The sequence below is a fragment of the Georgenia muralis genome (assembly GCF_003814705.1).
In the GTDB taxonomy this organism is placed as follows: Bacteria; Actinomycetota; Actinomycetes; order Actinomycetales; family Actinomycetaceae; genus Georgenia; species Georgenia muralis.
In genome coordinates this window covers 1,478,603-1,498,290 of the sequence record NZ_RKRA01000001.1, presented here as the reverse complement: position 1 = coordinate 1,498,290, position 19,688 = coordinate 1,478,603, and the positions used below count along the sequence as shown (strand labels likewise).

The window sequence follows — 19,688 nt, the reverse complement described above, 5'->3', positions numbered from 1 at the left end:
ACGGACGACGCTGCGGCTGACGGCGCTAGTCGACGTCGCGGTGGCGGAAGCCCACGAACGCCACGACGAGCAGCACCGCGGTGACCAGCGCCAGCCACACGAGTCCGGTCAGGTCCGGCTCAGCCGCGTTGACGTCGGGCACGTGCCAGAAAGGGCTGATGCCGAGCACCCAGTCCTCGAGGCGGAAGATGGGGCCGAGGATCGTCAGGGCGAAGCTCGCCACGACCCCGGCCCACCCCACCATGCGCATCCGGGGCCGGGCCCCGACGGCGGCGAGCGCGAGCGCGACCAGCACCCATGCCGCCGGCACCGTGGCGACCGACTGCGCCACCACCTCGCCGGCGCCGACCGAGGCGTCCTGCGAGGCGGCGACCCACGCCAGGACCGCACCGCCGAGGAGCATCGCCACCGCGGGGGCGACGAGCGCGACGAGCGCGTGGCGCAGGAGGAGGGCCGAGCGGGGCACAGCCGTGCCCAGGACCGGCTCGACCCGGTGCGCGACCTCCTCGGTCCGCAGACGCATGACCACCTGGACGCCGAGGACCGCGGCGAGGGTGCCCAGCAGGCTGAGCAGGGTCAGGACCAGCTGGAGGACGAGGCTCTTCTCCGTCGCGCCACCGGCGGCGATGAGCACACCGACGGTGGGGTTCTCCGCGATCAGCTCGCCCACCGACGTCGCGAGCGTGCCGAACACCGCGCCGACGACGACGAAGGCCACCGCCCAGGACGCCAGGGGGCCGCGGTGCAGCAGGAGCACGAAGCCGGTGAGGGTGGCTGCGGCCCGGCCCCGCGCAGGCCCGGGTGCGACGGGCACGACGCCCTGGCCGAAGTCGCGCCTGGACTGCAGGGCGACAGCGACGGCGACCAGCACCGCGCTCAGGCCCAGGGCCGCGAGCAGCGGCAGCCAGTGGTTCCCGGCCGCGGGGCGGACCTCGTGCATCCAGCCGAGCGGACTGAGCCACCGCATCCACTCCGCCCCGCCCCCGGCGTCGACCCAGCCGCGCAGGAGGAACGCCGACCCCAGCGCGACGACGGCGAGGGTGCTCGCCGTCCGGGCGTCCGAGCCGAGCTGCGCCGCCACCGCCGCGACCCCGGCGAACATCAGCCCCGAGGCGGTGAAGGTGGCCGAGAGGGTCAGCGAGTCCACCAGTGAGCCGCCGAGCAGGACCGTGACGAGCGCCGAGACGACGCCGAGCGCCACCGAGGCCAGGGCCGCCAGACCGACGGCCGCGCCGAGCCGGGCACCGCGGCCGAGGACGCCGGCGGCGACGAGCTCGGCCTGCCCGGAGTCCTCCAGGGCGCGGCTGTTGCGCACCACCGCGAAGATCGCCATGAGCGCGGCGAAGAACCCGCCCAGGCTCAGCGCGCGCCAGGCGTTGAACCCGTCGGCGGTGGAGAGGTCCCGCGCCGGGCCGAAGATGAGGCCGAGGGCCGGGTTCGCGCCCACGGTCGCGGCCAGCTCGAGGCGGCTGGCGGCGTCGGGGAAGATCCACGGGTACACGAGCACCGACGACGCGGACAGCACCGTGATGAGGGCGACCCACGGCGCGATGGACGCCCGGTTTTGCTCGGCGAGGGCCACGAGCAGACGCCGGGTCCCGGTCATGGTGCCGGCCCGACCGCCCGCCGGGGTGCGGGCGGCGCTCACGACGACGACCCGTAGTGCCGCAGGAAGAGGTCCTCCAGCGACGGTGGGGCCACGGTCAGCGAGATCAGGTCGAGGCGGGACAGCTCCGCCGCGGCAGCGGCGAGGTCGGCGCCGTCGACGTGGCCGGTGAGCACCGACCGGCCGTCGCGAGTCTCGACCTCGGCGTCGCGCACGGCGCGCAGACCCTCGAGCGTGGCGGGCGGCGGGCCGGCCAGGTCCGCGCGCACGGTGGTGCGGGTGCGACGGCGCAGCGTGGCGAGGGTGCCGGACTCGACGACCCGGCCCTCACGGATGATGCTCACGCGGTCCGCGAGTGCCTCGGCCTCGCTGAGGATGTGGGAGGAGAGCAGGACGGTGCGGCCCCGCTCGCGCTCGGCGGCGATCTCCCCCTGGAAGACCGCCTCCATGAGCGGGTCCAGGCCGGAGGTGGGCTCGTCCAGGACGAGGAGCTCGACGTCGGAGGCGAGGGCGGCGACGATGGCGACCTTCTGCCGGTTGCCCTTGGAGTAGGTGCGTCCGCGCTTGGTGGGGTCGAGCTCGAAGCGCTCGAGGAGGTGGGCGCGGCGCCGTTCGTCGAGCCCGCCGCGGAGGTTGCCGAGCAGGTCGATCGCCTGGCCGCCGGTCATGCCCGGCCACAGGCTGACGTCGCCGGGGACGTAGGCGAGGCGGCGGTGGAGGGCGACGACATCGCGCCAGGGGTCCCCGCCCAGCAGCTCGACGTGGCCGGCGTCCGGCCGCAGCAAACCGAGCAGGACCCGGATGGTGGTGGACTTCCCCGCACCGTTGGGCCCGAGGAAGGCGTGGACCTCGCCGCGGGCGACGGTGAGGTCGAGGCCGTCGAGCGCGCGCACCCGGCCGAAGGACTTCTCCAGGCCGTGGACCCGGATGACGTCGTCGTTCACAGCGCTGACGCTACGCGCCACCAGCCCGCGCCCACGTGCCCTCCACACCATGCCCACGTCCGGATCCACGCTGTCCCCCAGCGGGGCAGGGACCTCCGCCCGGGAAGCCGGCCGGGCCGACGGCCGGGCTACCGGCGCGCCAGGTGCTGGTGGACCAGGGAGACCGCGAGGGCCCCCTCCCCCACCGCGGAGGCCACGCGCTTGACCGAGCCGTGCCGCACGTCCCCGACGGCGAACACCCCGGGCATCGTCGTCTCGAGCATCGCCGGGGGCCGCTCCGCAGGCCAGGTGGGGTCCTCCGGTGCCGGGGCGGCGGTGCCCCGGCCGCCGGTGAGGTCGGCGCCGGTGAGGACGTAGCCCCACCGGTCGCGCGCGACGGACCCCGCGAGCCACTGCGAGTGGGGCTCGGCCCCGATGAGGACGAACAGCACCCCGGGTACGGTCTCCTCCGCGCCGGAGTCGAGGTCGCGCAGGGTGAGGGTCTCGAGGAAGTCCGTCCCGGTCCCGGCGACCGCCTCGGCCCGGGTGCGGACGGTGATCGCGGGGGTGGAGGCGATCTCCCTGCGCAGGTACTCCGACATCGTCGTCTCCAGGCCCTGGCGCCGCACGAGCAGGGTGACGTGGTCGGCGTAGCGGGCGAGGTGCACCGCTGCCTGGCCGGCGGAGTTGCCGCCCCCGGCCACGTACACCTGGCGCCCGCGCATGGCCGGCGCCTCGGAGACGGTGGCCCCGTAGAACACCCCGCGGCCCGAGAGGGTGTCGAGGCTGGGGACCCCGAGCCGCTTGTAGGACGCCCCGGTGGCCAGGACCACGGTGGCGGCCCGGACGGTGCCGCGGTCGGAAAGGGTCAGACGCCGCTCCTCGCCGTCGGCGGCCAGCCCGGTGACCGAGCGCATGAAGTGGAACCGGGCACCGAACGTCCAGGCCTGCTCGTAGGCGCGGAACGCCAGACGGCCGCCGGAGATGCCCGCGGGGAAGCCGAGGTAGTTGCGGATGAGGGAGGACGTCCCCGCCTGGCCACCGACGGCCTCCTGCTCCACGACGATCGTGCGCAGCCCCTCCGACGCCGCGTACACGGCGGCGCCCAGACCGGCGGGACCGGCGCCGATGATGGCCAGGTCGAACACCTCGTCCTTGCCGACCGGCTCGAACAGACCGAAGGCGTCGGCGATCTGGATGTCGGTGGGCCGCTGCAGCACGGTCGGCACCTGCTGGTAGTGCAGGAGCACGACGGGCAGGGCCGGGTCCGCCAGCCCCGCGGCGCGCAGGACGGCGCGCCCCTCCGGGGCGGTGGCGTCGTAGAAGCCGGCGGGCAGGTGGTTGCGGTCGAAGAGGTCACGCAGGTACTGCGTGCGCGGGTCCCAGCGCACGCCGACCACGCGGACCACCTCGAACCGGGTGCCGCGCCGGGTCGCCGCCTCCTCGAGGTACTCCGTGACGGCGGTGTGGAACTCCTCGTCGACCGGCAGGCCGGGGCACGTGATCCATCGGTCGATCGCGCCCATGCCGATGGCGTCGAAGATGGGCCGGGTGGTGCTCCAGTCGCCCCACCGCACGAGCGCCACGCGCACGCAGGTGCGGTCCACGGGGAGGTGCTCGAGGACCTCGAGCCCGTCGGGGTCGTCGGTGCCCAGAGCCACGAGGGCAAGGACGACCGGTGTCCCGGCGGCGGTCAGCCGCGAGAGCGCGTCGTGGGTGGTCGCGACGTCGCCGAAGGTGTGGACGTCGTAGTCCGCGCCGTACCGGCGGCGCAGCGCGTCCTCGACGATGCGGCGCGTGCCGTCGTCGCGGGTGAGCAGCACGATCGCGGGACGGACGGGACCGGCAACGGCGTCGTCGGTGGTCATCGCTGTGGACCTCCAGGTGGTGGCGGGGGCGACGGGCAGGCAGGCTGGTCACCGGACGGGCGTGCAGGCCGGTCACCGGAGCCGTTGGACGGGCGGACGGGCGGACGGGCGAGCTCGACCCGAGGACGGAAGGTGGTTGGCCGGTGGCGCGATTCCTGCTCACCTCCACGTGGCAGGTCCCCACGACGGCCGATGACCTGTGGCCGGTGCTGTGGGACGTCGAGGCCTGGCCGGCGTGGTGGCCGTACGTGACGTCGTCGCGGGTCGTGGCCGACGGCGACGGGCTGGGCCACGGGCGGCGCACGCACCTCGTCTTCCGCACCCCGCTGGGGTACCGGCTCTCCTTCGGTGTGGAGGTGGTGACGATCCGGCCGCCGTTCCTCGTCGAGGCCCGTGTGGCCGGCCAGCTGGCAGGGCGGGGGCGGTGGGAGCTTCGCCCCACCGCGGGAGGTGTGGCCACGGACATCACCTGGGACGTCGAGACGCGCCGGCCGTGGATGCGCGCGCTCTCCCCCGTGGCGGCGCCCGTCTTCCGGGCCGCGCACGGCCACGTCATGGCCGCGGGCGAGCGCGGCCTGGTCGGCGTCATGGACGGGTCCGCGCCCGCCGCGGGGTGAGCGTCGAACGAGCGCTCTGCGGGGTGGGCGCCGTCCCCGCGCGCCTCACGGAGAGCGCCGTCGCCGTCCCGGTCAGCACGACGGCCCCACCCACGAGCAGGTAGCCGACGCCGGCGGGACCTCCCAGGTCGGCGGTTGCGGCACCGGCCGCAGCGAGGGCGACGGCGAGCTCCCCGGCCCCCAGGACCGTGTACGCGAGGGCCGGCACCCCGAGGAGGTCGAGGTGGTCCGCCCCGACGAGGAGCGCCGCGGCCAGTCCGTACGCGAGCAGCCAGGACGCGACGGCGCGCGCGGTGAGCGGCGTCAGCGCCCAGGGCCACCAGGAGCCCGAGGCGGCCGGGAAGAGGTACAGCACGGCGCCCACGACGGCGAGCACCGTCCCCTCGGCGGCGAGGGCCACCCGCAGCACGCTCGGCAGGCGCCGTCCGCGGCCGACGGCGGGACGGCCCTGACGCACCAACGTCACGCCGATCCACACCGGCACGACGACGTAGACGGCGAGCCACGCCCAGGCCGCCCCCTCCGCCAGCCCACCGGCGCCGAGGTGGAAACGATCGAGGTGGAGGATCGAGGCAGCCAGGGTCAGAGCCGTGAACACGCCGATGACGAGGACGGGGGTGCGGGTCCGCGCCCAGGAGCGCGAGCGCCAGGAGCCCACGACGAGCACGGTGCCCGAGAGGTAGCCGACCCCGAGGAACGCCGCCGTCGCGGGCGGCTGGATCGTCCAGGCGAAGGTGCGGTCGGTCTGCGCGGCACCGCCGACCAGGGAGACGACGGCGAGGAGCGTGAGCAGGGTGAACGCGCCGAGGAGCGCGCGGGTCTGCGGTCTGAGCCGGTCGTTCGCCATCGTCGCTCCGTCGACGTCCGGGCCCCCGTCGCCGGGCGGGCCGGCGCGCCGACCACGCTACGCCGCGACGGCGGCGCGCGGAAGGCCGGCACGTCCGGAGCGGTCAGCCGCCCTCGATGGCGCGGCGCTCCTTGAGCCGCTCGAGCTCCCGCTCGGCGGTCAGTCCGGTCTCGAGCCGGTCGAAGGCCTCGCGCACCTGCGCGGAGCCGGGGTCGGACCAGGCGAGCTCGGCGTGCCCGACGGCGCGTGCCCTCAGCCGGCGGATCTCGTCCTCCGCGTGGTCGGCGGCGAGCGCTGCCTCCGCGGCCTGGCGGCCGGCGAGTGCGGCGGCGTCCCGCATCCCGAGGGACGCGCGGGCGGCGTCGTGGTCGGCGCGCAGGTCGTCGAGGTGGCGGGCGGCCTGCTCCGTGCGCGACTCGAGCCCGCCCAGCGTGCGTTCGAGCTCGCGGACCTGGGCGTCCAGCGCGGCGTACCGGTCCTGGAGCGTGCGGTGACGCTCCTCGGCCGCGAGGGAGCTGCGCAGGTACTCGCGGGCGGCGCCGTCGTCGCCGGCGGCGACGGCCGCTGCGGCCAGGTCCGCGGCCCGGCCGGCCTCGGCCGCGGCCCGCTCCGCGAGGATCTCGGTGCGGCGCCGGTGCACGGCGACGTCGGCGACGCTGCGCCGGGCAGCGTCCACGAGCTCCTCCTGGCGCGCGTGAGCAGCCTCGACCGCGCGAACGGGATCGTCGGGGCGCACGCGTCGCTCGGCCCGGACGAGCCGCGCCAGCCGTCGACCGATGGACATCCGTCGCCTCAGGCGCTGTGGGGGTGCTTGCGGTACGTGGGATCCCACGCGGAGAGCGCCTCGATCTCGACGGCGAGGTGCTGGCTGGCGCGGTCGAGGTGGTTGACGCCCGGGCCACCACCCGCCGTGAGGAGCGACCGCCGCAGGTCGGTGGAGAGGCGGGCGTGCTCGGCGACCTGCCCCTCCAGCCAGGCGGCCCAGGTCTCGCGCAGAGCCTTGTCCGGCTCGAGCTCAGCGAGGCGGAGCTCCTCCTCGAGCTGCTCACCGGCGCGGACGAGGTTCGCGGCGATCGAGGGCATGTTGCCCACGGGTCGGTGGGAGGAGGTGGCAGCGCCGATGGAGCGCTGGGTCGCGTCGAGAGAGCGGTTCAGCTCCAGGTGCAGACGAGCCAGGCGGCGGCCCGCGTCGTCGGAGGCGACCGACCGGACGGTCAGCCGGCTCCGGTCGAGGCCGCGGCGCAGGCGGCGAGACCGTCGGACCCGGCGCACGACGTACCAGAGAGCGAGTCCGACCGCGGTGGCGACGGCGGCCGCGACCAGCCCTCCTACGAGCAGGACCTGCCCGAGGGTCTCGACGACCGCGCTGGCGTCGACCTGCACCGCGCCCACCTCACCTTCGCTCGGGGCCGAGGCCCACGGGTTCCACTGTAAGTCCGACGATCGGGGGTGGCGCAAGGTTCCCGACACGCCCGCCCGGGGCCGCCTCGATGGCGTCGGGGTCACGGACCGCTTCAGGACAGGGACCACCTCGGCGTCACGGACCACCTCGCGGGTCATGGACCGCCTCGGGTCACGGAGCGGGTGGCGTGGCTGGAGCAGACACCGATGGTCGGTTGCTCTCTCCGCGTTTGAGCCCGCGAGTCATCGAGGTGTTGCACGGCGGCGAGTGCGCCGGCTCGGCCTTCGCGCTAGAAGGGCGGGTCGCCGGTGGGTGGGGGGCCGGGTGGTCGGGTGGGGTGGCGGGTGTAGGTGTGGCCGGTGGGGGAGGTCCAGGTGATGGTGGCGGTGTGGGGGTCGCGGGTGACGGTCCAGGTGCCGGTGGTCTTGAGGTTGTGGTGGCGTCGGCACAGGGAGTGGAGGTTGTCCTGGCAGGTCTGGTCCGCGGTGGTGGGGTCGTTGGTGCGGGTGGGGTCGTGGGGGTCGATGTGGTCGAGGTCGGTGCGGTAGGCGGGTTGGCGGCAGCCGGGGAAGGTGCAGGTGACGTCGCGGGCGATGATGTGGCGGGTCAGGTCCGCGCCGGGGCGGTAGGCGCGGGTGGAGAGGTGGTGGTACTCGCCGGTGTCGGGGTCGGTGAACAGGGCCCGCCAGGTCCCGTCGGCGGCGATGGTGCGGGCGAGGTCGGCGGGGATGGGGCCGTACCCGGCGAGGTGGGCGGGGTGCTCGCCCAGGCCCAGGAGGGTCCCGGCGGGGATGGTGACCTGGATGTGGGGGTGGCGGCCGTGGCGGCGGGGCAGTGCGCGCCCGTCCAGGTCCAGGCCGCGGGTGAGGAGGAGGGTGAAGGTGTCGGTCAGGACGTCGGCGCGGAGCTGGTCGCGGGTGCGGGTCTCGGCCGGTCCGGCCGCGGAGTCGGCGAGGGCGTCGAGGTAGGTGCGGATGGTGTGGGCGTGGTCGGCGCGGATGTAGGCGACCAGGTAGGCCATGGCGTCGGGGGCGTCGGTGATGGTCACGGCCCGGTGGGTGTGGGCGCGGTCGTGGCGGCGGGCCGCGGCGGCGGGGTCGGCGGTGGTCGCGGCGGTGCGCAGGGCCTGACGCAGCTGGGGTGGGGTGAGCTCGGTGGCCCGGTCCAGGAGGGTGGTGGCCAGGGCGCGCTGGTCCTCCAGGGTCAGGCCCGTCTCGTCCTGGGTGAGGATCTGGGCCTTGCGGGGGTCGATCCGTCCGGTGGTCAGGGCGTCGGCGACCTCGGGGAACTGGGCCAGGACCCCCGCGGCGTGGGTCCGGCGCTCGGCCGCGTGGTGGGTGATGCCCAGCCGGGCGGCGACCTCGTCCGCGACCCGGGCCAGCGCCGAGGTCCCGGACCCGCGCCGGGCGAGGAGCTCCTCCAGGGCCCGCGCCTGGGCGGCGGTCGCGGCCGAGATCAGCCGCTCGTGCGCGGCGACGGCCTCGACCAGGGCCGCGTCCGTGGCGTCCGCGACGGCCAGGCCGGCCAGGGCCGCGGTCAGCGCCGGGCCCGGGACCATCCGCTCGAGCCGGGCCGCGACCGGGTCGACCAGGACGAACCGGCCCGGCAACCGCTCCCCGACCAGCCCGGCCAGATCGGCGCCCTCCACCACCACCGCGCCGCCCGCCACGGCCGATCCCGCCACGCCCGGTCGCGCGGCGGCCGGTCCCGCCACGCCCGGCGTCGCGAAGGCCGGCGTCGCGGGGGCCGGTGCGAGGGCGTGGTCGGCCATGACCCGGCCCCGCGCCCGGCCCGCGGCCACGGTCCGGGCCACCGCCCGCCGCACCGCCTTGGCCCCCCGACCACGACCACGCTCGCGCCGGGCGCGCCGCCGCGCCTGCACGCACGCCCCCGCCACGTACTCCTCCACGGCCACCTCGAACCACGAGGCACCATCGCCAGCAGAGACAACGACCCCGCCAGCAGACGAAGGAGCGGCAGCAGAAGAAGCGACAGCAGGAGCGTGAGCTGGAACAGGATCCTCGACGCGGCCCCCGGCAGACACGACCCGCTCGCGAGCCGCTGTGGGCCGCTCGGGAGCCGAGGGCCGCCCGGCAGACACGGCCCGCTCACTGGCCGCGTCGTGCTCGGCAGACACAGGGACAGGCACGCGACCGACCTTCCCGGGACCACCCGGGAGAGGCTGCGAACCGCCGTCCTGAACCATGCATCGAACCTACATTCGACCACCGACATCCACCCCCGACCGGCGCTGATCCGCGGCTCAGGCGTGGGCGGGGGCGACGGGACCGCTGAGGCCGGGCGCTTCGGAGTCCAGAGCTGCTGAGGCGGGGCACACACAGCCCTCGCCCGACGAGTCCCCGTGGGCGTCCCGCCCCGGACCCGACCTTCGGCGTGAGGGTCAGGTGCCGGAGCCAGCTACTCGCGTCAGGCGCTGCGGACGGGCGCGGTGAGCGAGGGCAGGACGTGTCGCACGTACCGGTCGGCGATGGTGGCGACCACCTCGTCGCCGGGGGCGTCCCAGATCTCCTGGCGGAAGATCTCCACCTCGACGTCGCCGGTGTACCCGGCCTCGCTCACCCAGCGGGTGATCGTGGGGAAGTCGATGTAGCCGTCGCCCATGTACCCGCGGGAGAGCAGAGGGTCGGCCGAGAGCGGCAGCATCCAGTCGCACACCTGGTAGGAGGCGAGGCGGCCCTCGGCCCCGGCCCGGGCGATCTGCGTGCGCAGCTCCGGGTCCCACCACACGTGGTAGGTGTCCACGACCACCCCGACCGACTCGGCCGGGAAGTCCGCGGCGAGGTCGAGGCACTGACCGAGGGTGGACAGCACCGCCCGGTCCGCGGCGAAGATCGGGTGCAGCGGCTCCAGGACGAGCCGGACGTCGTGCTCGGCGGCGAAGGGGACCAGCTCGCCGATCCGGTCGGCCACCCGCCGGCGTGCGGCGACGACGTCACGGTCGCCGTCGGGCAGGGCCGGCCCGCCGGGCGCGCTCGCCGCGGGCAGCCCGCCGACGACCATGATGAGCTCACGCGTCCCGAGGGTGGCGGCCTCGACGACCGCCGCGCGGTTGTCCTCGACCGCGGCTCGCCGTCCCTCGTCGTCGGCGGCGGTGAGGAACCCGCCGCGGCACAGGGAGGACACGCGCAGCCCCGCATCGGCGACGAGGCGCGCACTGCGCTCGAGCCCCGCCTCGGCCACGCGGTCACGCCACAGGCCGACGGCCGGCAGACCGGCCCGCACAGCGCCGTCGACGGCCTGCTCGAGGGTCCAGGACTTGGTCGTGGCGGTGTTGAGCGAGAGGCGGGACAGGTCGGTCATCGGGTCTCCTCGGGAGTGATGCCGGCGACCTCGAGGAAGGCCCTCATGCGGTGCGCGGCACGGTCGGGGTCGAGCAGGAGGCCCGCGCCGTCGGCGAGCCGGAAGAGGGTGGTGAGGTGGCGCGCGGACCGCGCCGACTGCATGCCCCCGACCATCTGGAAGCCGGGCTGGTGCCCGTTGAGCCACGACAGGAACGCGATGCCCACCTTGTAGTGAGGTGTCGGCTTCTCGAACATGTGCCGGCCGAGCGCCTCGGTCGAACGCAGGATCTCCAGCGCCCGGGCCCGGCCCGCCTCGTCGCCGGACTCCAGCGCCTGGAGGGCGGTGGAGGCCGCCGGGGCGATGGCGGCGAAGACGCCGAGCAGTGCGTCGGAGTGGCTACGGTCGTCACCCACGACGAGCTCGGGGTAGTTGAAGTCGTCCCCGCTGTACAGCCGGACGCCAGCCGGGAGCTGGTCGCGCAGCCACACCTCGAACCCGGCGTCGAGGAGGGAGACCTTGATGCCGTCGACCTTTCCCCCGTGGGCGCGCAGGAGCTCGAGCACCGTCGCCGCCGCGGTGTGCGGGTCGCCGGCCCCCCAGTACCCGGCCAGCGCCGGGTCGAACACCTCGCCGAGCCAGTGCAGGATGACCGGCTCGGTCACCTCCGACAGCAGCGTGGAGTAGACGGCGAGGTAGTCGTCGGCGTCCCGGGCCACGGCCGTCAGGGCGCGTGAGGCCATGAGGACGGGCGTGGCACCGGCGGCGGCGACCGTCCCCAGCTGCTCGCGGTACGCGTCGGTGACGGCGTGCAGGCCCGCCTCCCGGTCTCCCGCGACAAGCTCGGCGACCCGGCCGGGGGTCAGGTGGTCGGTGCCGGCGCCGCACGCCAGCAGGCCGCCCACCGAGCGCGCCTCGGCGGCCGAGCGCCGGATGAGGTACGCGGCGGCGTCCCAGTCCAGGCCCATGCCGCGCTGGGCGGTGTCCATGACCTCGGCGACGCCCAGACCGTAGGACCACAGCATGTGGCGAAAGCCCAGCGTGGCGTCCCAGTCGAGCTCGGCCGGGCGGCCCGGGGTGTTGTCCGCCGTCGTCAGGGGCACGACGTGCGCGGCGGCGAAGGCGCGTCGCGCCGTCAGAGGACCCGCCGGCCGGGTCCAGGGACCGGGGGCGCCGAGGACGTACGGGTCGGTGGTGCCGACGACGTTCGGCAGGTCCACCACCACGCGGTCCGTCCCGGCCGGCGGGGCGCTCACAGGGTGATCTCCGGGATCTCCAGGCGCCGCCCCTCGGCCGAGGACTGCAGGCCGAGCTCGGCGAGCTGGACGCCGCGGGCGGCGGAGAGCAGGCCGTACCGGTGCGGACGTCCCGCGACGACGTCGCCGAGGAACTCCTCCCACTGCAGCTTGAACCCGTTGTCGAGGTCGGCGTTGGCGGGGACCTCGAGCCACTGGTCGCGGAAGGACTCGGTGACAGGCAGGTCGGGGTTCCACACCGGCTTGGGGGTGTGGCCGCGCTGCTGCGCGACGCACTTGTTCAGCCCGGCGACGGCGGAGCCGTGGGTGCCGTCGATCTGGAACTCCACGAGCTCGTCGCGGTAGACGCGCACCGCCCACGAGGAGTTGATCTGGGCGATGACGGGGTCTCCGTCGGGAGTGCGCACCTCGAAGATCCCGTACGCGGCGTCGTCGGCGGTGGCGTCGTAGGGCTGCCCCTTCTCGTCCCAGCGGGTCGGGACGTGGGTGACGGCCTTGGCGGTGACGGACTCGACGGAGCCGAGGATGCCCTCGAGGACGTAGTTCCAGTGGCAGAACATGTCCACGGTCATGCCGCCGCCGTCCTCCTTGCGGTAGTTCCAGGAGGGGCGCTGCGCGGCCTGGACGTCGCCCTCGAACACCCAGTAGCCGAACTCGCCACGCATGGAGAGGATGCGGCCGAAGAAGCCCTCGTCCACGAGACGGCGGAGCTTGACCAGACCGGGCAGGTAGAGCTTGTCGTGGACGACGCCGGCGGTGACGCCGGACTCCTCGCCCAGCCGGGCGAGCTCGACGGCGTCCTCGAGGGTCTCGGCGGTGGGCTTCTCGGTGAAGATGTGCTTGCCGGCGCGCATGGCCTTGGCGAGGGTCGCGGGGCGCAGGCTCGTCATGGACGCGTCGAAGACGATGTCGACGGTGGGGTCGGCGATGATGCCGTCGAGATCGGTGGTCCAGTGCTCGACGCCGTGGAGCTCGGCGAGCTCGCGGAGCTTGTTCTCGTTGCGGCCCACGAGGATCGGCTCGACCTGCACGCGGGAGCCGTCGGGCAGCTCGACCCCGCCGGCGTCGCGGATCGGCAGGATCGAGCGCACGAGGTGCTGCCGGTAGCCCATGCGTCCGGTGATGCCGTTCATCGCGATGCGCAGCGTGGTCATGTGGGTTCCTCCGGGTCTCGGGGCGGCCGCGACGGCGTCCATGCCATCGGGAATGCGCTTTCCTTCAACTTAGGCGCGAGCCGACGCCCACGTCAAGAGGACGGCGCGGGCGCCGCGCCGTCCTCTCCCCGGGGCGCACCGAAGATGGCCAGGAGCTCACCGACGGCGTGGGCCGCAGTCGTGGGATGTCGGAAGGGGCGCCCCTGGTCGACCGTGTAGTGGGTGCGGCGGCCGCGCCTGGTCCGGTGGACGTAGCCCGCCGCCTCCAGGTCGTTGAGGATGGCCACGGTCGCGCGCGAGCTGATGCCCACCCGTCGCGCGACGTCGGTGACGCGGCTGTCCGGGGCGGCGGCCACCGCGAGGAGAACGTGGGCGTGGTTCGTCAGGAAGGTCCACCCCGCACGCTCGTCCGACCTGGCCGTGAGCTCGCCTTCGGTGCGCCTCTCGGGCGGTCCTGGCTCGACCTCGGGCATGAGATCCCTTCCTCGCTCGTCCCGGCAGCGCGACCCGTCCGTGACCATGATGGCCCGGGCCCGGCCGGCGGGTTCTGGAGATGCGCCGTCGGGCGCGGCCTCACCGGCCCGTCCCTCGGTCGGCACTCGTCGCGTTCTCCTGCACACGGCCACGCGCGCGGCGACGCGGCGTGAGCGGCTCGACGAGCGCGAGCTCGTCGGCCGTGGCGACCCGGAAGGGGGCGACGTCGGAGGTGGGGAGCGCCCGGCGTCCCTGGCCGCGGGTGGCGCGCAGGCTGGCCACGACCGAGACACCGATGATGGTCGCCACCACGGCCAGGGAGAACGCGGTGGGGACGTAGAACAGGTCGATCTTGAGCAGCATCTTGATCCCCACCCAGATCAGGACCAGAGCCAGCCCGATCTTGAGGTAGACGAAGCGGTGCATGAGGTCCGCGAGCAGGAAGTACATCGCCCGCAGTCCCAGGACCGCGAAGGCGTTGGCGGTGAACACCAGGAAGACGTCGTCCGTCACCGCGAAGATCGCGGGGATCGAGTCCACCGCGAAGACGATGTCGGTGACCTCCACCAGCACGAGGACGGCCAGCAGCGGGGTGGCCACCAGGACCCCGCCCTGACGGACCACCAGACGCTGGCCGTAGTAGGCGTCGGCCATCGGCACGTAGCGGCGGAACAGCCGGAGCACCACGGACCGCTCGGGATCGAGGTGCTCGTCACGGGAGCGGATCATCCGGTAGCCCGTCCAGAGGAGGAACGCGGCGAAGACGTAGAGCACCCAGGAGAAGCTCTCCATGAGAGCGGCCCCCGCGGCGATGAACACGCCCCGGAACACCAGTGCGCCGAGCACGCCGAGGAACAGGACCCGGTGCTGGTACTCCCGCGGGACGGCGAAGAAGCTGAAGATGATCGCCCAGACGAAGACGTTGTCCACGGCGAGCGACTTCTCGATCAGGTACCCCGCGAAGTACTGCTGGCCGGGTTCCGCCCCGTACACCGCCCAGACCAGCACACCGAAGCCCACCCCGAGCCCTACCCAGACACCGGACCACACCGCCGCCTCGCGCACCGCGATCACGTGGGCCCTGCGGTGCGCGAAGAGGTCGAGGGCGAGCATCACGACGATGAAGCCGATGACGGCCAACCACACCCATACCGAGACGTTCAACGAAAATCCCCTCCAGTCGTCCGACCGGAGGTCTCTCCCAGCCCGTCTCGGGCCGCATCCGCCGGACCCTGGACCGGGTCGTCATGACGACGGGATGCCTGGGGATACTCCCCTCCACCTACCCAACCAGTGAAGCATGCTTCACCAGTTGGAGCAAGGTAGTGACGACGCCTGGCCCCCGTGGTTCCGCCCGGACAGCGCGAGGCCGGCCGACCCCGGCGGGTCGGCCGGCCCCCGGCCGGTCGTCGTGCGACCCGATCCTCAGCGGTCGACGCGGGCCCCGCCACCACCGGCGAGCTTGAGCACCTCGGCCTTGCTGGCCATGGTCGTGTCGCCCGGGGTGGTCATCGCCAGCGCCCCGTGCGCGGCCCCGTACTCCACCGCCGTCTGGAGGGGCTCACCCTCGAGGAGGCCGTAGATGAGCCCGGAGGCGAAGGAGTCCCCGCCGCCGACCCGGTCGAGGATCTCCAGCCCGGGCCGGTGGGTGGCCTGGACGGTGCCGGTCGCCCGCGACCAGGCGAGGGCACCCCAGTCGTTGACGGTGGCGCTGCGGACGGTGCGCATCGTCGTCGCGATGACCTTGAAGTTCTCGTACTCCGCCGCGACCTTGTCGATCATGGCGGCGAACTTGTCGACCTCGAGCTCGGAGAGGTTCTCGTCCACACCCTCGACCTCGAAGCCGAGGGAGGCGGTGAAGTCCTCCTCGTTGCCGATCATGACGTCGATGTGCTTGGCGATCTCGCGGTTGACCTCGCGCGCCTTGTCCTGCCCGCCGATCGCCTTCCACAGGCTGGGCCGGTAGTTGAGGTCGTAGGAGACGACCGTGCCGTGCCGCTTGGCGGCGGTGACGGCCGCGATGACCGTCTCGGCCGACGTCTCCGACAGTGCGGCGTAGATCCCGCCGGTGTGCAGCCACCGGACCCCGAGCTCGCCGAAGAGGTGGTCCCAGTCGACGTCGCCGGGGGCGAGCTGCGACGCGGCGGTGAGGCCGCGGTCGGAGACGCCCACGGCGCCGCGGACCCCGAAGCCGCGCTCGGTGAAGTTCAGGCCGTTGCGCACGCCGCGGCCGATGCCGTCGTACGGCACCCAGCTGATGAAGCGGGTGTCGAGGCCGCCGGTGAGGATGAGGTCCTCGACCAGGCGGCCGATCTCGTTGTCGGCCAGTGCCGTCACGATGGCGCCACGCAGACCGAAGCACCGGCGCAGGCCGCGCGCGACGTTGTACTCGCCGCCCCCCTCCCAGGCGCGGAAGTTCCGGGCGGTGCGGATGCGGCCCTCGCCCGGGTCCAGGCGGAGCATGACCTCGCCCAGGGAGACGACGTCGTACTGGCACTCCTCGGCGGGGCGGATCGTCAGGTCACTCATGTCTCGTCCTCTCTCAGGCGCCGGCGGCGAGCGCGACGGCGTCGGTGGTCAGGCGGGTCACCTCGGCGAAGTCGCCGGCGGCGACGAGGTTCTTCGGCACCATCCACGACCCACCGACGGCGGCCACGGCCGGGATGTCGAGGTACTCGCGCAGGTTCTTCGGCCCGATCCCGCCGGTGGGCACGAAGCGCACACCGCCGAACGGCGCGGCGAGGGCCTTGATGGCGGGGGCGCCGCCGGAGGTGCCGGCGGGGAAGAACTTGACCGTGTCGAGCCCGAGCTCGAGGGCGGCCTGAATCTCGGTGGCGGTCACGGCGCCCGGCAGCGGGAGCACGCCGCGCTCGCGGCAGCGCTCGGCGACGGCCCGGCTCAGGCCGGGCGAGACGACGTAGGAGGCCCCGGCGTCGACGGCGCGGTCCACCTGCTCGGCGGTGAGCACGGTGCCGGCGCCGACGAGGATGTCACCGCGGGCCGACATGGCCCGGATGGCGTCCTCGGCGGCGGAGGTGCGGAAGGTGACCTCGGCGACCGGCAGGCCGCCGGCGACGAGGGCGGCGGCCAGCGGGTCCGCGTCGGCGGCGTCGTCGAGGACGACGACGGGAACCAGGCGGGCGTCGGTGAGGGCCTGGAGGACATCCATGGAAGGTTCCGTTTCACTCAGGGGAACGTGCATAACGGTAGGTGTAACGCACTCTGCCACGTCGTCATCGCCGCCGCAACCGCCCCGGTCCAGGGATCGCGGGCGCCCGGCGCCGGGCACCGTCGGCCGGTCGGACCTCGTGGGTCAGCGGGCCGGCTCGGGGAGCGTGAAGCCCTCGGGCAGCAGGGGCGGCAGGACGCGGGAGATCGTCCCGCGCAGGGCGGCGACGCGGTCCTCGGTCATGCGCTCGGCCGGGGCGGTCACGCTCACGGCGGCCACGGCGGCCCCCAGGCGCAGGAGCGGCACCGCGAGGCAGCTGATGCCCGGCTCGTTCTCCTCGCTCTCGCGGGCGAACCCTCCGGCCCGGGCCTCCTCGAGCGCGGCCCAGGCGCGCTCCGCCACGGCCGGCGAGGGGTCCGGGAGGGAGCGGACGTACCCCTCGAGCACCGGCCGGTCGGTGCCGCGGTAGGCCAGCAGCGCCCTACCCAACGCCGTCGTCGCCGCCGGGACCCGCCGTCCGATCGCCGACCAGACGCGCACCGCCCGCTCCGGCTCGACCTTGTCGAGGTAGACGACCTGCGTCCCGGCGAGGACGCCGAGGTGGACCAGCTCGTCGACCTCGGCCACGAGGGCCACGAGGGCCGGGTGCAGGAGCGCGGGCAGGTTCTCGTCGGCGTAGAAGGACTCGCCCAGCCGGGTGGCCCCGGGGCCCAGGACGTACCGGCCGCTCACGGCGTCCTGAATGACGAAGTCGCGGAACTTCAGGGCGGCGAGGGCCCGGTGCGTGGTGGTCTTGTTCAGCCCCAGCGACGCGGCGAGGTCGGCGAGGACCAGCCCGCGGGGGCCGGCGTCGGCGAGGGCCTGGAGGGCGAGCAGGGCGCGGTCGACCGCCTCGACGGGAGATCCCCCGGCCTGGCTCATCGTGCCTCCTGGTCCTCGGGTCCGGCCCCGGCAGCCGCCGCACCTCGGCAGCGGCCACACTATCGAGTGGCGAAGACCGCCGCGGCACGGTGGAAAGCCTTTACCCTGAGCAGGTGCGCACCACGACCCTCAGCGACGTCGCCCGGGAGGCCGGCGTGTCCCTCGCGACGGCGTCGCGCGCGATCAACGGCAGCACCAACCGGACGGTGGGACCGGCGCTGCGCGAGCGGGTCCTCGCCGCCGCGGCCCGGCTGCACTACTCCCCCGACGCCAACGCCCAGGCGATGGCCCGGGGGCGCACCACCTCCCTCGGGCTCATCGTCCACGACATCGCCGACCCCTACTTCTCCGCGATCGCCGCCGGGGTGACCCGGGCGGCCGAGGCCGCTGGCCTGTCGGTGGTCCTCACCTCCACCGAGCACGACCCTGCCCGCGAGGTGAGCTTCGTCGAGCTCCTGCGCCGCCAGCGTGTCCGCGCCATCGTGGTCACCGGTGGCCGGCGCGACGACCCCGAGGGCACCGCGGCGCTGCGCGCGGCGCTCGAGGGGTTCCAGGCCGCCGGCGGCTCGGTGGCGCTCGTCAGCCAGCCGCTCGAGGGCATGAGCACCGTGGTGGTGGACAACCGCGAGGGGGCCGCCGACCTCGCCCGGCACCTGCACGGGATCGGCTACCGCCGCTTCGCCGTCGTCGCCGGCCCGGTGGACCACCTCACCTCCCGGGACCGGCTCAGCGGCTTCCGTGAGGCGCTCGACGAGCTCGGCGCGCCCCTGGCGGACGGCGCGGTCGTCCACTCCGGCTTCACCCGCGACGGCGGGTACGAGGGCATGGCCGAGCTGCTCCGGCGCGACGCGGGCCCCGAGGTGGTCTTCGCCGTCAACGACGTCATGGCGGTCGGTGCGATGGCCGCGGCCCGGGACGCCGGTGTCTCCGTGCCGGACGACGTCGCCGTGGCGGGGTTCGACGACATCTCCACCCTGCGCGACATCACCCCGGCGCTGACCACGGTGCGGGTCCCGCTCGTGGAGGCCGGCGTGCTGGCCACCGAGCTGGCCCTGGGGCCGGGCGAGCCGCGCGAGGTCCACCTCGCGGGCGAGGTCGTCGTGCGCGAGTCGACGCCGGCGCGCTAGCGGCGCAGCCCGGCGAGCCCCGGCAGCAGAGCGGCGAACCGCTCCCCCATGTGCCGGTGCCCGGCGTCGTGGGGGTGGAGCAGGTCGGGCATGGGCATCCGGTCCCACTCCGCCTCGCCGAACAGCTCCCGGCCGTCGAGGTAGGTCAGCGCCTCGTCGCCGGCCGCGCGGCGCCGGGCGACGACGGCGGCGAGGACCTCCCGCATCACGGCCAGGCTCAGCTTGCCCTCCGCGACCTCCTCGGGCCTGCCGGCGGTCCGGAAGGACGGGGCGTCGCCCGGGGAGTCCGGTTCGATCGACGTCGGGCCGGGCCGGTCCTCGACCATCGGGCACAGGATCGGCGAGATGACGACGACGGGGGTGTCCGGGTGGCCCTCCCGAACGGTGTCGAGGAAGCCGTCCACCGCCGGGGCGAAGGTGCGGCGCCGGAAACCGTCGTGGTTGGCGACGTTGATGCCGAGCTTGAGGGTGATGACGTCGGCGGGCTGGTCCCGGATCGCGCGGGCGGTGAAGGGGTCGAGCAGCGCGTTGCCGGACAGGCCCAGGTTGACCAGGTCCAGACCCGCCGCCCGGGCGGCCACGACCGGCCAGGTGCCCGTGGGTGCGGTGGCCGAGGCGCCGTGGCTGATCGAGCTCCCGTGGTGGACCCACCGCGGGTGCGTTTGCTCGGAGGCCGCGGCGACCGGGGCGTCGGCGCGCAGCGCGACGAGCACGGTGATCTCCCCGTACGGGAGCCAGACCTCGACGTCCTTCTCGCCGGTGGGCAGCGGTCCGAGGCGCACCGTGGCCACCGGGCCCGGCCGGCGGCTGCCGAGGCCGGTCACCGGGTCGAGCTCGACGACCCCGTGGGCCTCGGCGGTGCCGGAGGCGACGACGGCGCCGTCCACGACGGCCTCGTAGCGGCCCGCGTCGGCCACCGGCCGCCCGGTGAACCGGGTCCGGGTGGCGCGGACGTCCAGCTCGAGGACGGTGGCCGAGGTGCGTAGGACCAGCCGCACACCGGCCCGGGGAGTCGGCAGTCATC

18 protein-coding genes are annotated in these 19,688 nt (G+C 74.6%); 2 read left to right on the top strand and 16 right to left on the bottom strand.

Annotated features, from left to right (window positions below):
* Positions 1-25: 25 nt before the first annotated feature.
* The 3 genes from EDD32_RS06625 to EDD32_RS06615 form a co-directional block, all read right to left on the bottom strand.
* Complete coding sequence (locus EDD32_RS06625) at positions 26-1,606, bottom strand: multidrug ABC transporter permease (RefSeq protein WP_123920264.1); 1,581 nt, start codon at positions 1,604-1,606, stop codon at positions 26-28.
* A gap of 38 nt (positions 1,607-1,644) precedes the next feature.
* Entirely contained in the window at positions 1,645-2,550 is a 906-nt protein-coding gene (locus EDD32_RS06620; protein ID WP_281274862.1) for an ABC transporter ATP-binding protein, read from the bottom strand.
* Positions 2,551-2,678: 128 nt separating this feature from the next.
* On the bottom strand, positions 2,679-4,397 hold the full coding sequence (locus EDD32_RS06615) for an NAD(P)/FAD-dependent oxidoreductase (protein WP_123916034.1): 1,719 nt from the start codon (positions 4,395-4,397) through the stop codon (positions 2,679-2,681).
* Between the two features lie 143 nt (positions 4,398-4,540).
* Here EDD32_RS06615 and EDD32_RS06610 point away from each other — a divergent pair, with 143 nt between their 5' ends.
* Positions 4,541-5,014 carry an SRPBCC family protein gene (locus tag EDD32_RS06610; RefSeq protein WP_170175236.1) on the top strand — a complete coding sequence of 158 codons (474 nt, stop codon included), beginning with the start codon at positions 4,541-4,543 and terminating at the stop codon, positions 5,012-5,014.
* On the opposite strand, the gene EDD32_RS06605 is transcribed toward EDD32_RS06610, so the two are convergent.
* The 12 genes from EDD32_RS06605 to EDD32_RS06550 all read right to left on the bottom strand — a co-directional run bounded on the left by EDD32_RS06605 (position 4,983) and on the right by EDD32_RS06550 (position 17,537).
* Complete coding sequence (locus tag EDD32_RS06605) at positions 4,983-5,861, bottom strand: hypothetical protein (RefSeq protein WP_123916030.1); 879 nt, start codon at positions 5,859-5,861, stop codon at positions 4,983-4,985. The genes EDD32_RS06610 and EDD32_RS06605 overlap by 32 nt on opposite strands.
* Before the next feature lie 103 nt (positions 5,862-5,964).
* On the bottom strand, positions 5,965-6,645 hold the full coding sequence (locus EDD32_RS06600) for a PspA/IM30 family protein (protein WP_123916028.1): 681 nt from the start codon (positions 6,643-6,645) through the stop codon (positions 5,965-5,967).
* A gap of 8 nt (positions 6,646-6,653) precedes the next feature.
* Positions 6,654-7,244 (bottom strand): hypothetical protein, encoded by a 591-nt coding sequence (locus EDD32_RS06595; protein WP_123916026.1) that lies wholly within the window; start codon positions 7,242-7,244, stop codon positions 6,654-6,656.
* A 308-nt stretch (positions 7,245-7,552) separates the two neighbouring features.
* Positions 7,553-9,172: an HNH endonuclease signature motif containing protein gene (locus EDD32_RS06590; RefSeq protein WP_170175235.1), complete on the bottom strand. Its 1,620-nt coding sequence runs from the start codon at positions 9,170-9,172 to the stop codon at positions 7,553-7,555.
* 518 nt (positions 9,173-9,690) lie between these two features.
* Entirely contained in the window at positions 9,691-10,584 is an 894-nt protein-coding gene (locus EDD32_RS06585) for a sugar phosphate isomerase/epimerase family protein (protein ID WP_123916022.1), read from the bottom strand.
* On the bottom strand, positions 10,581-11,819 hold the full coding sequence (locus tag EDD32_RS06580) for a dihydrodipicolinate synthase family protein (protein ID WP_425459475.1): 1,239 nt from the start codon (positions 11,817-11,819) through the stop codon (positions 10,581-10,583). Before EDD32_RS06580 ends, EDD32_RS06585 begins: the two co-directional genes overlap by 4 nt.
* Entirely contained in the window at positions 11,816-12,973 is a 1,158-nt protein-coding gene (locus tag EDD32_RS06575) for a Gfo/Idh/MocA family protein (RefSeq protein ID WP_123916020.1), read from the bottom strand. Before EDD32_RS06575 ends, EDD32_RS06580 begins: the two co-directional genes overlap by 4 nt.
* 92 nt (positions 12,974-13,065) lie before the next feature.
* Complete coding sequence (locus EDD32_RS06570) at positions 13,066-13,446, bottom strand: MarR family transcriptional regulator (protein ID WP_123916018.1); 381 nt, start codon at positions 13,444-13,446, stop codon at positions 13,066-13,068.
* Between the two features lie 100 nt (positions 13,447-13,546).
* On the bottom strand, positions 13,547-14,611 hold the full coding sequence (locus tag EDD32_RS06565; RefSeq protein ID WP_123916016.1) for a TerC family protein: 1,065 nt from the start codon (positions 14,609-14,611) through the stop codon (positions 13,547-13,549).
* Positions 14,612-14,872: 261 nt separating this feature from the next.
* Complete coding sequence (locus tag EDD32_RS06560; protein ID WP_123916014.1) at positions 14,873-15,976, bottom strand: sugar kinase; 1,104 nt, start codon at positions 15,974-15,976, stop codon at positions 14,873-14,875.
* A 13-nt stretch (positions 15,977-15,989) separates the two neighbouring features.
* The gene (gene eda, locus EDD32_RS06555) at positions 15,990-16,616 is read right to left on the bottom strand and encodes a bifunctional 4-hydroxy-2-oxoglutarate aldolase/2-dehydro-3-deoxy-phosphogluconate aldolase (protein ID WP_211338750.1); all 627 of its coding nucleotides are present in this window, start codon (positions 16,614-16,616) and stop codon (positions 15,990-15,992) included.
* Between the two features lie 144 nt (positions 16,617-16,760).
* The gene (locus EDD32_RS06550) at positions 16,761-17,537 is read right to left on the bottom strand and encodes an IclR family transcriptional regulator (RefSeq protein ID WP_123916010.1); all 777 of its coding nucleotides are present in this window, start codon (positions 17,535-17,537) and stop codon (positions 16,761-16,763) included.
* A gap of 113 nt (positions 17,538-17,650) precedes the next feature.
* On the opposite strand from EDD32_RS06550, the gene EDD32_RS06545 reads away from it, so the two are divergent.
* Positions 17,651-18,664 carry a LacI family DNA-binding transcriptional regulator gene (locus tag EDD32_RS06545; RefSeq protein ID WP_123916008.1) on the top strand — a complete coding sequence of 338 codons (1,014 nt, stop codon included), beginning with the start codon at positions 17,651-17,653 and terminating at the stop codon, positions 18,662-18,664.
* Here the strand turns inward: EDD32_RS06545 and EDD32_RS06540 are convergent.
* A complete protein-coding gene (locus EDD32_RS06540; RefSeq protein WP_246006014.1) occupies positions 18,661-19,662 on the bottom strand; it encodes a GDSL-type esterase/lipase family protein in 1,002 nt (333 codons plus the stop codon). The two genes, EDD32_RS06545 and EDD32_RS06540, sit on opposite strands and share 4 nt — an antisense overlap.
* Positions 19,663-19,688 lie beyond the last annotated feature (26 nt).

Excerpts from the sequence above, each read along its gene's own strand:
- EDD32_RS06605 (WP_123916030.1), bottom strand. The coding sequence starts at position 5,861 with ATGGCGAACGACCGGCTCAGACCGCAGACCCGCGCGCTCCTCGGCGCG.
- EDD32_RS06600 (WP_123916028.1), bottom strand. The coding sequence starts at position 6,645 with ATGTCCATCGGTCGACGGCTGGCGCGGCTCGTCCGGGCCGAGCGACGC.
- EDD32_RS06615 (WP_123916034.1), bottom strand. The coding sequence starts at position 4,397 with ATGACCACCGACGACGCCGTTGCCGGTCCCGTCCGTCCCGCGATCGTG.
- EDD32_RS06625 (WP_123920264.1), bottom strand. The coding sequence starts at position 1,606 with ATGACCGGGACCCGGCGTCTGCTCGTGGCCCTCGCCGAGCAAAACCGG.
- eda (WP_211338750.1), bottom strand. The coding sequence starts at position 16,616 with ATGGATGTCCTCCAGGCCCTCACCGACGCCCGCCTGGTTCCCGTCGTC.
- EDD32_RS06585 (WP_123916022.1), bottom strand. The coding sequence starts at position 10,584 with ATGACCGACCTGTCCCGCCTCTCGCTCAACACCGCCACGACCAAGTCC.
- EDD32_RS06550 (WP_123916010.1), bottom strand. The coding sequence starts at position 17,537 with ATGAGCCAGGCCGGGGGATCTCCCGTCGAGGCGGTCGACCGCGCCCTG.
- EDD32_RS06560 (WP_123916014.1), bottom strand. The coding sequence starts at position 15,976 with ATGAGTGACCTGACGATCCGCCCCGCCGAGGAGTGCCAGTACGACGTC.
- EDD32_RS06575 (WP_123916020.1), bottom strand. The coding sequence starts at position 12,973 with ATGACCACGCTGCGCATCGCGATGAACGGCATCACCGGACGCATGGGC.
- EDD32_RS06570 (WP_123916018.1), bottom strand. The coding sequence starts at position 13,446 with ATGCCCGAGGTCGAGCCAGGACCGCCCGAGAGGCGCACCGAAGGCGAG.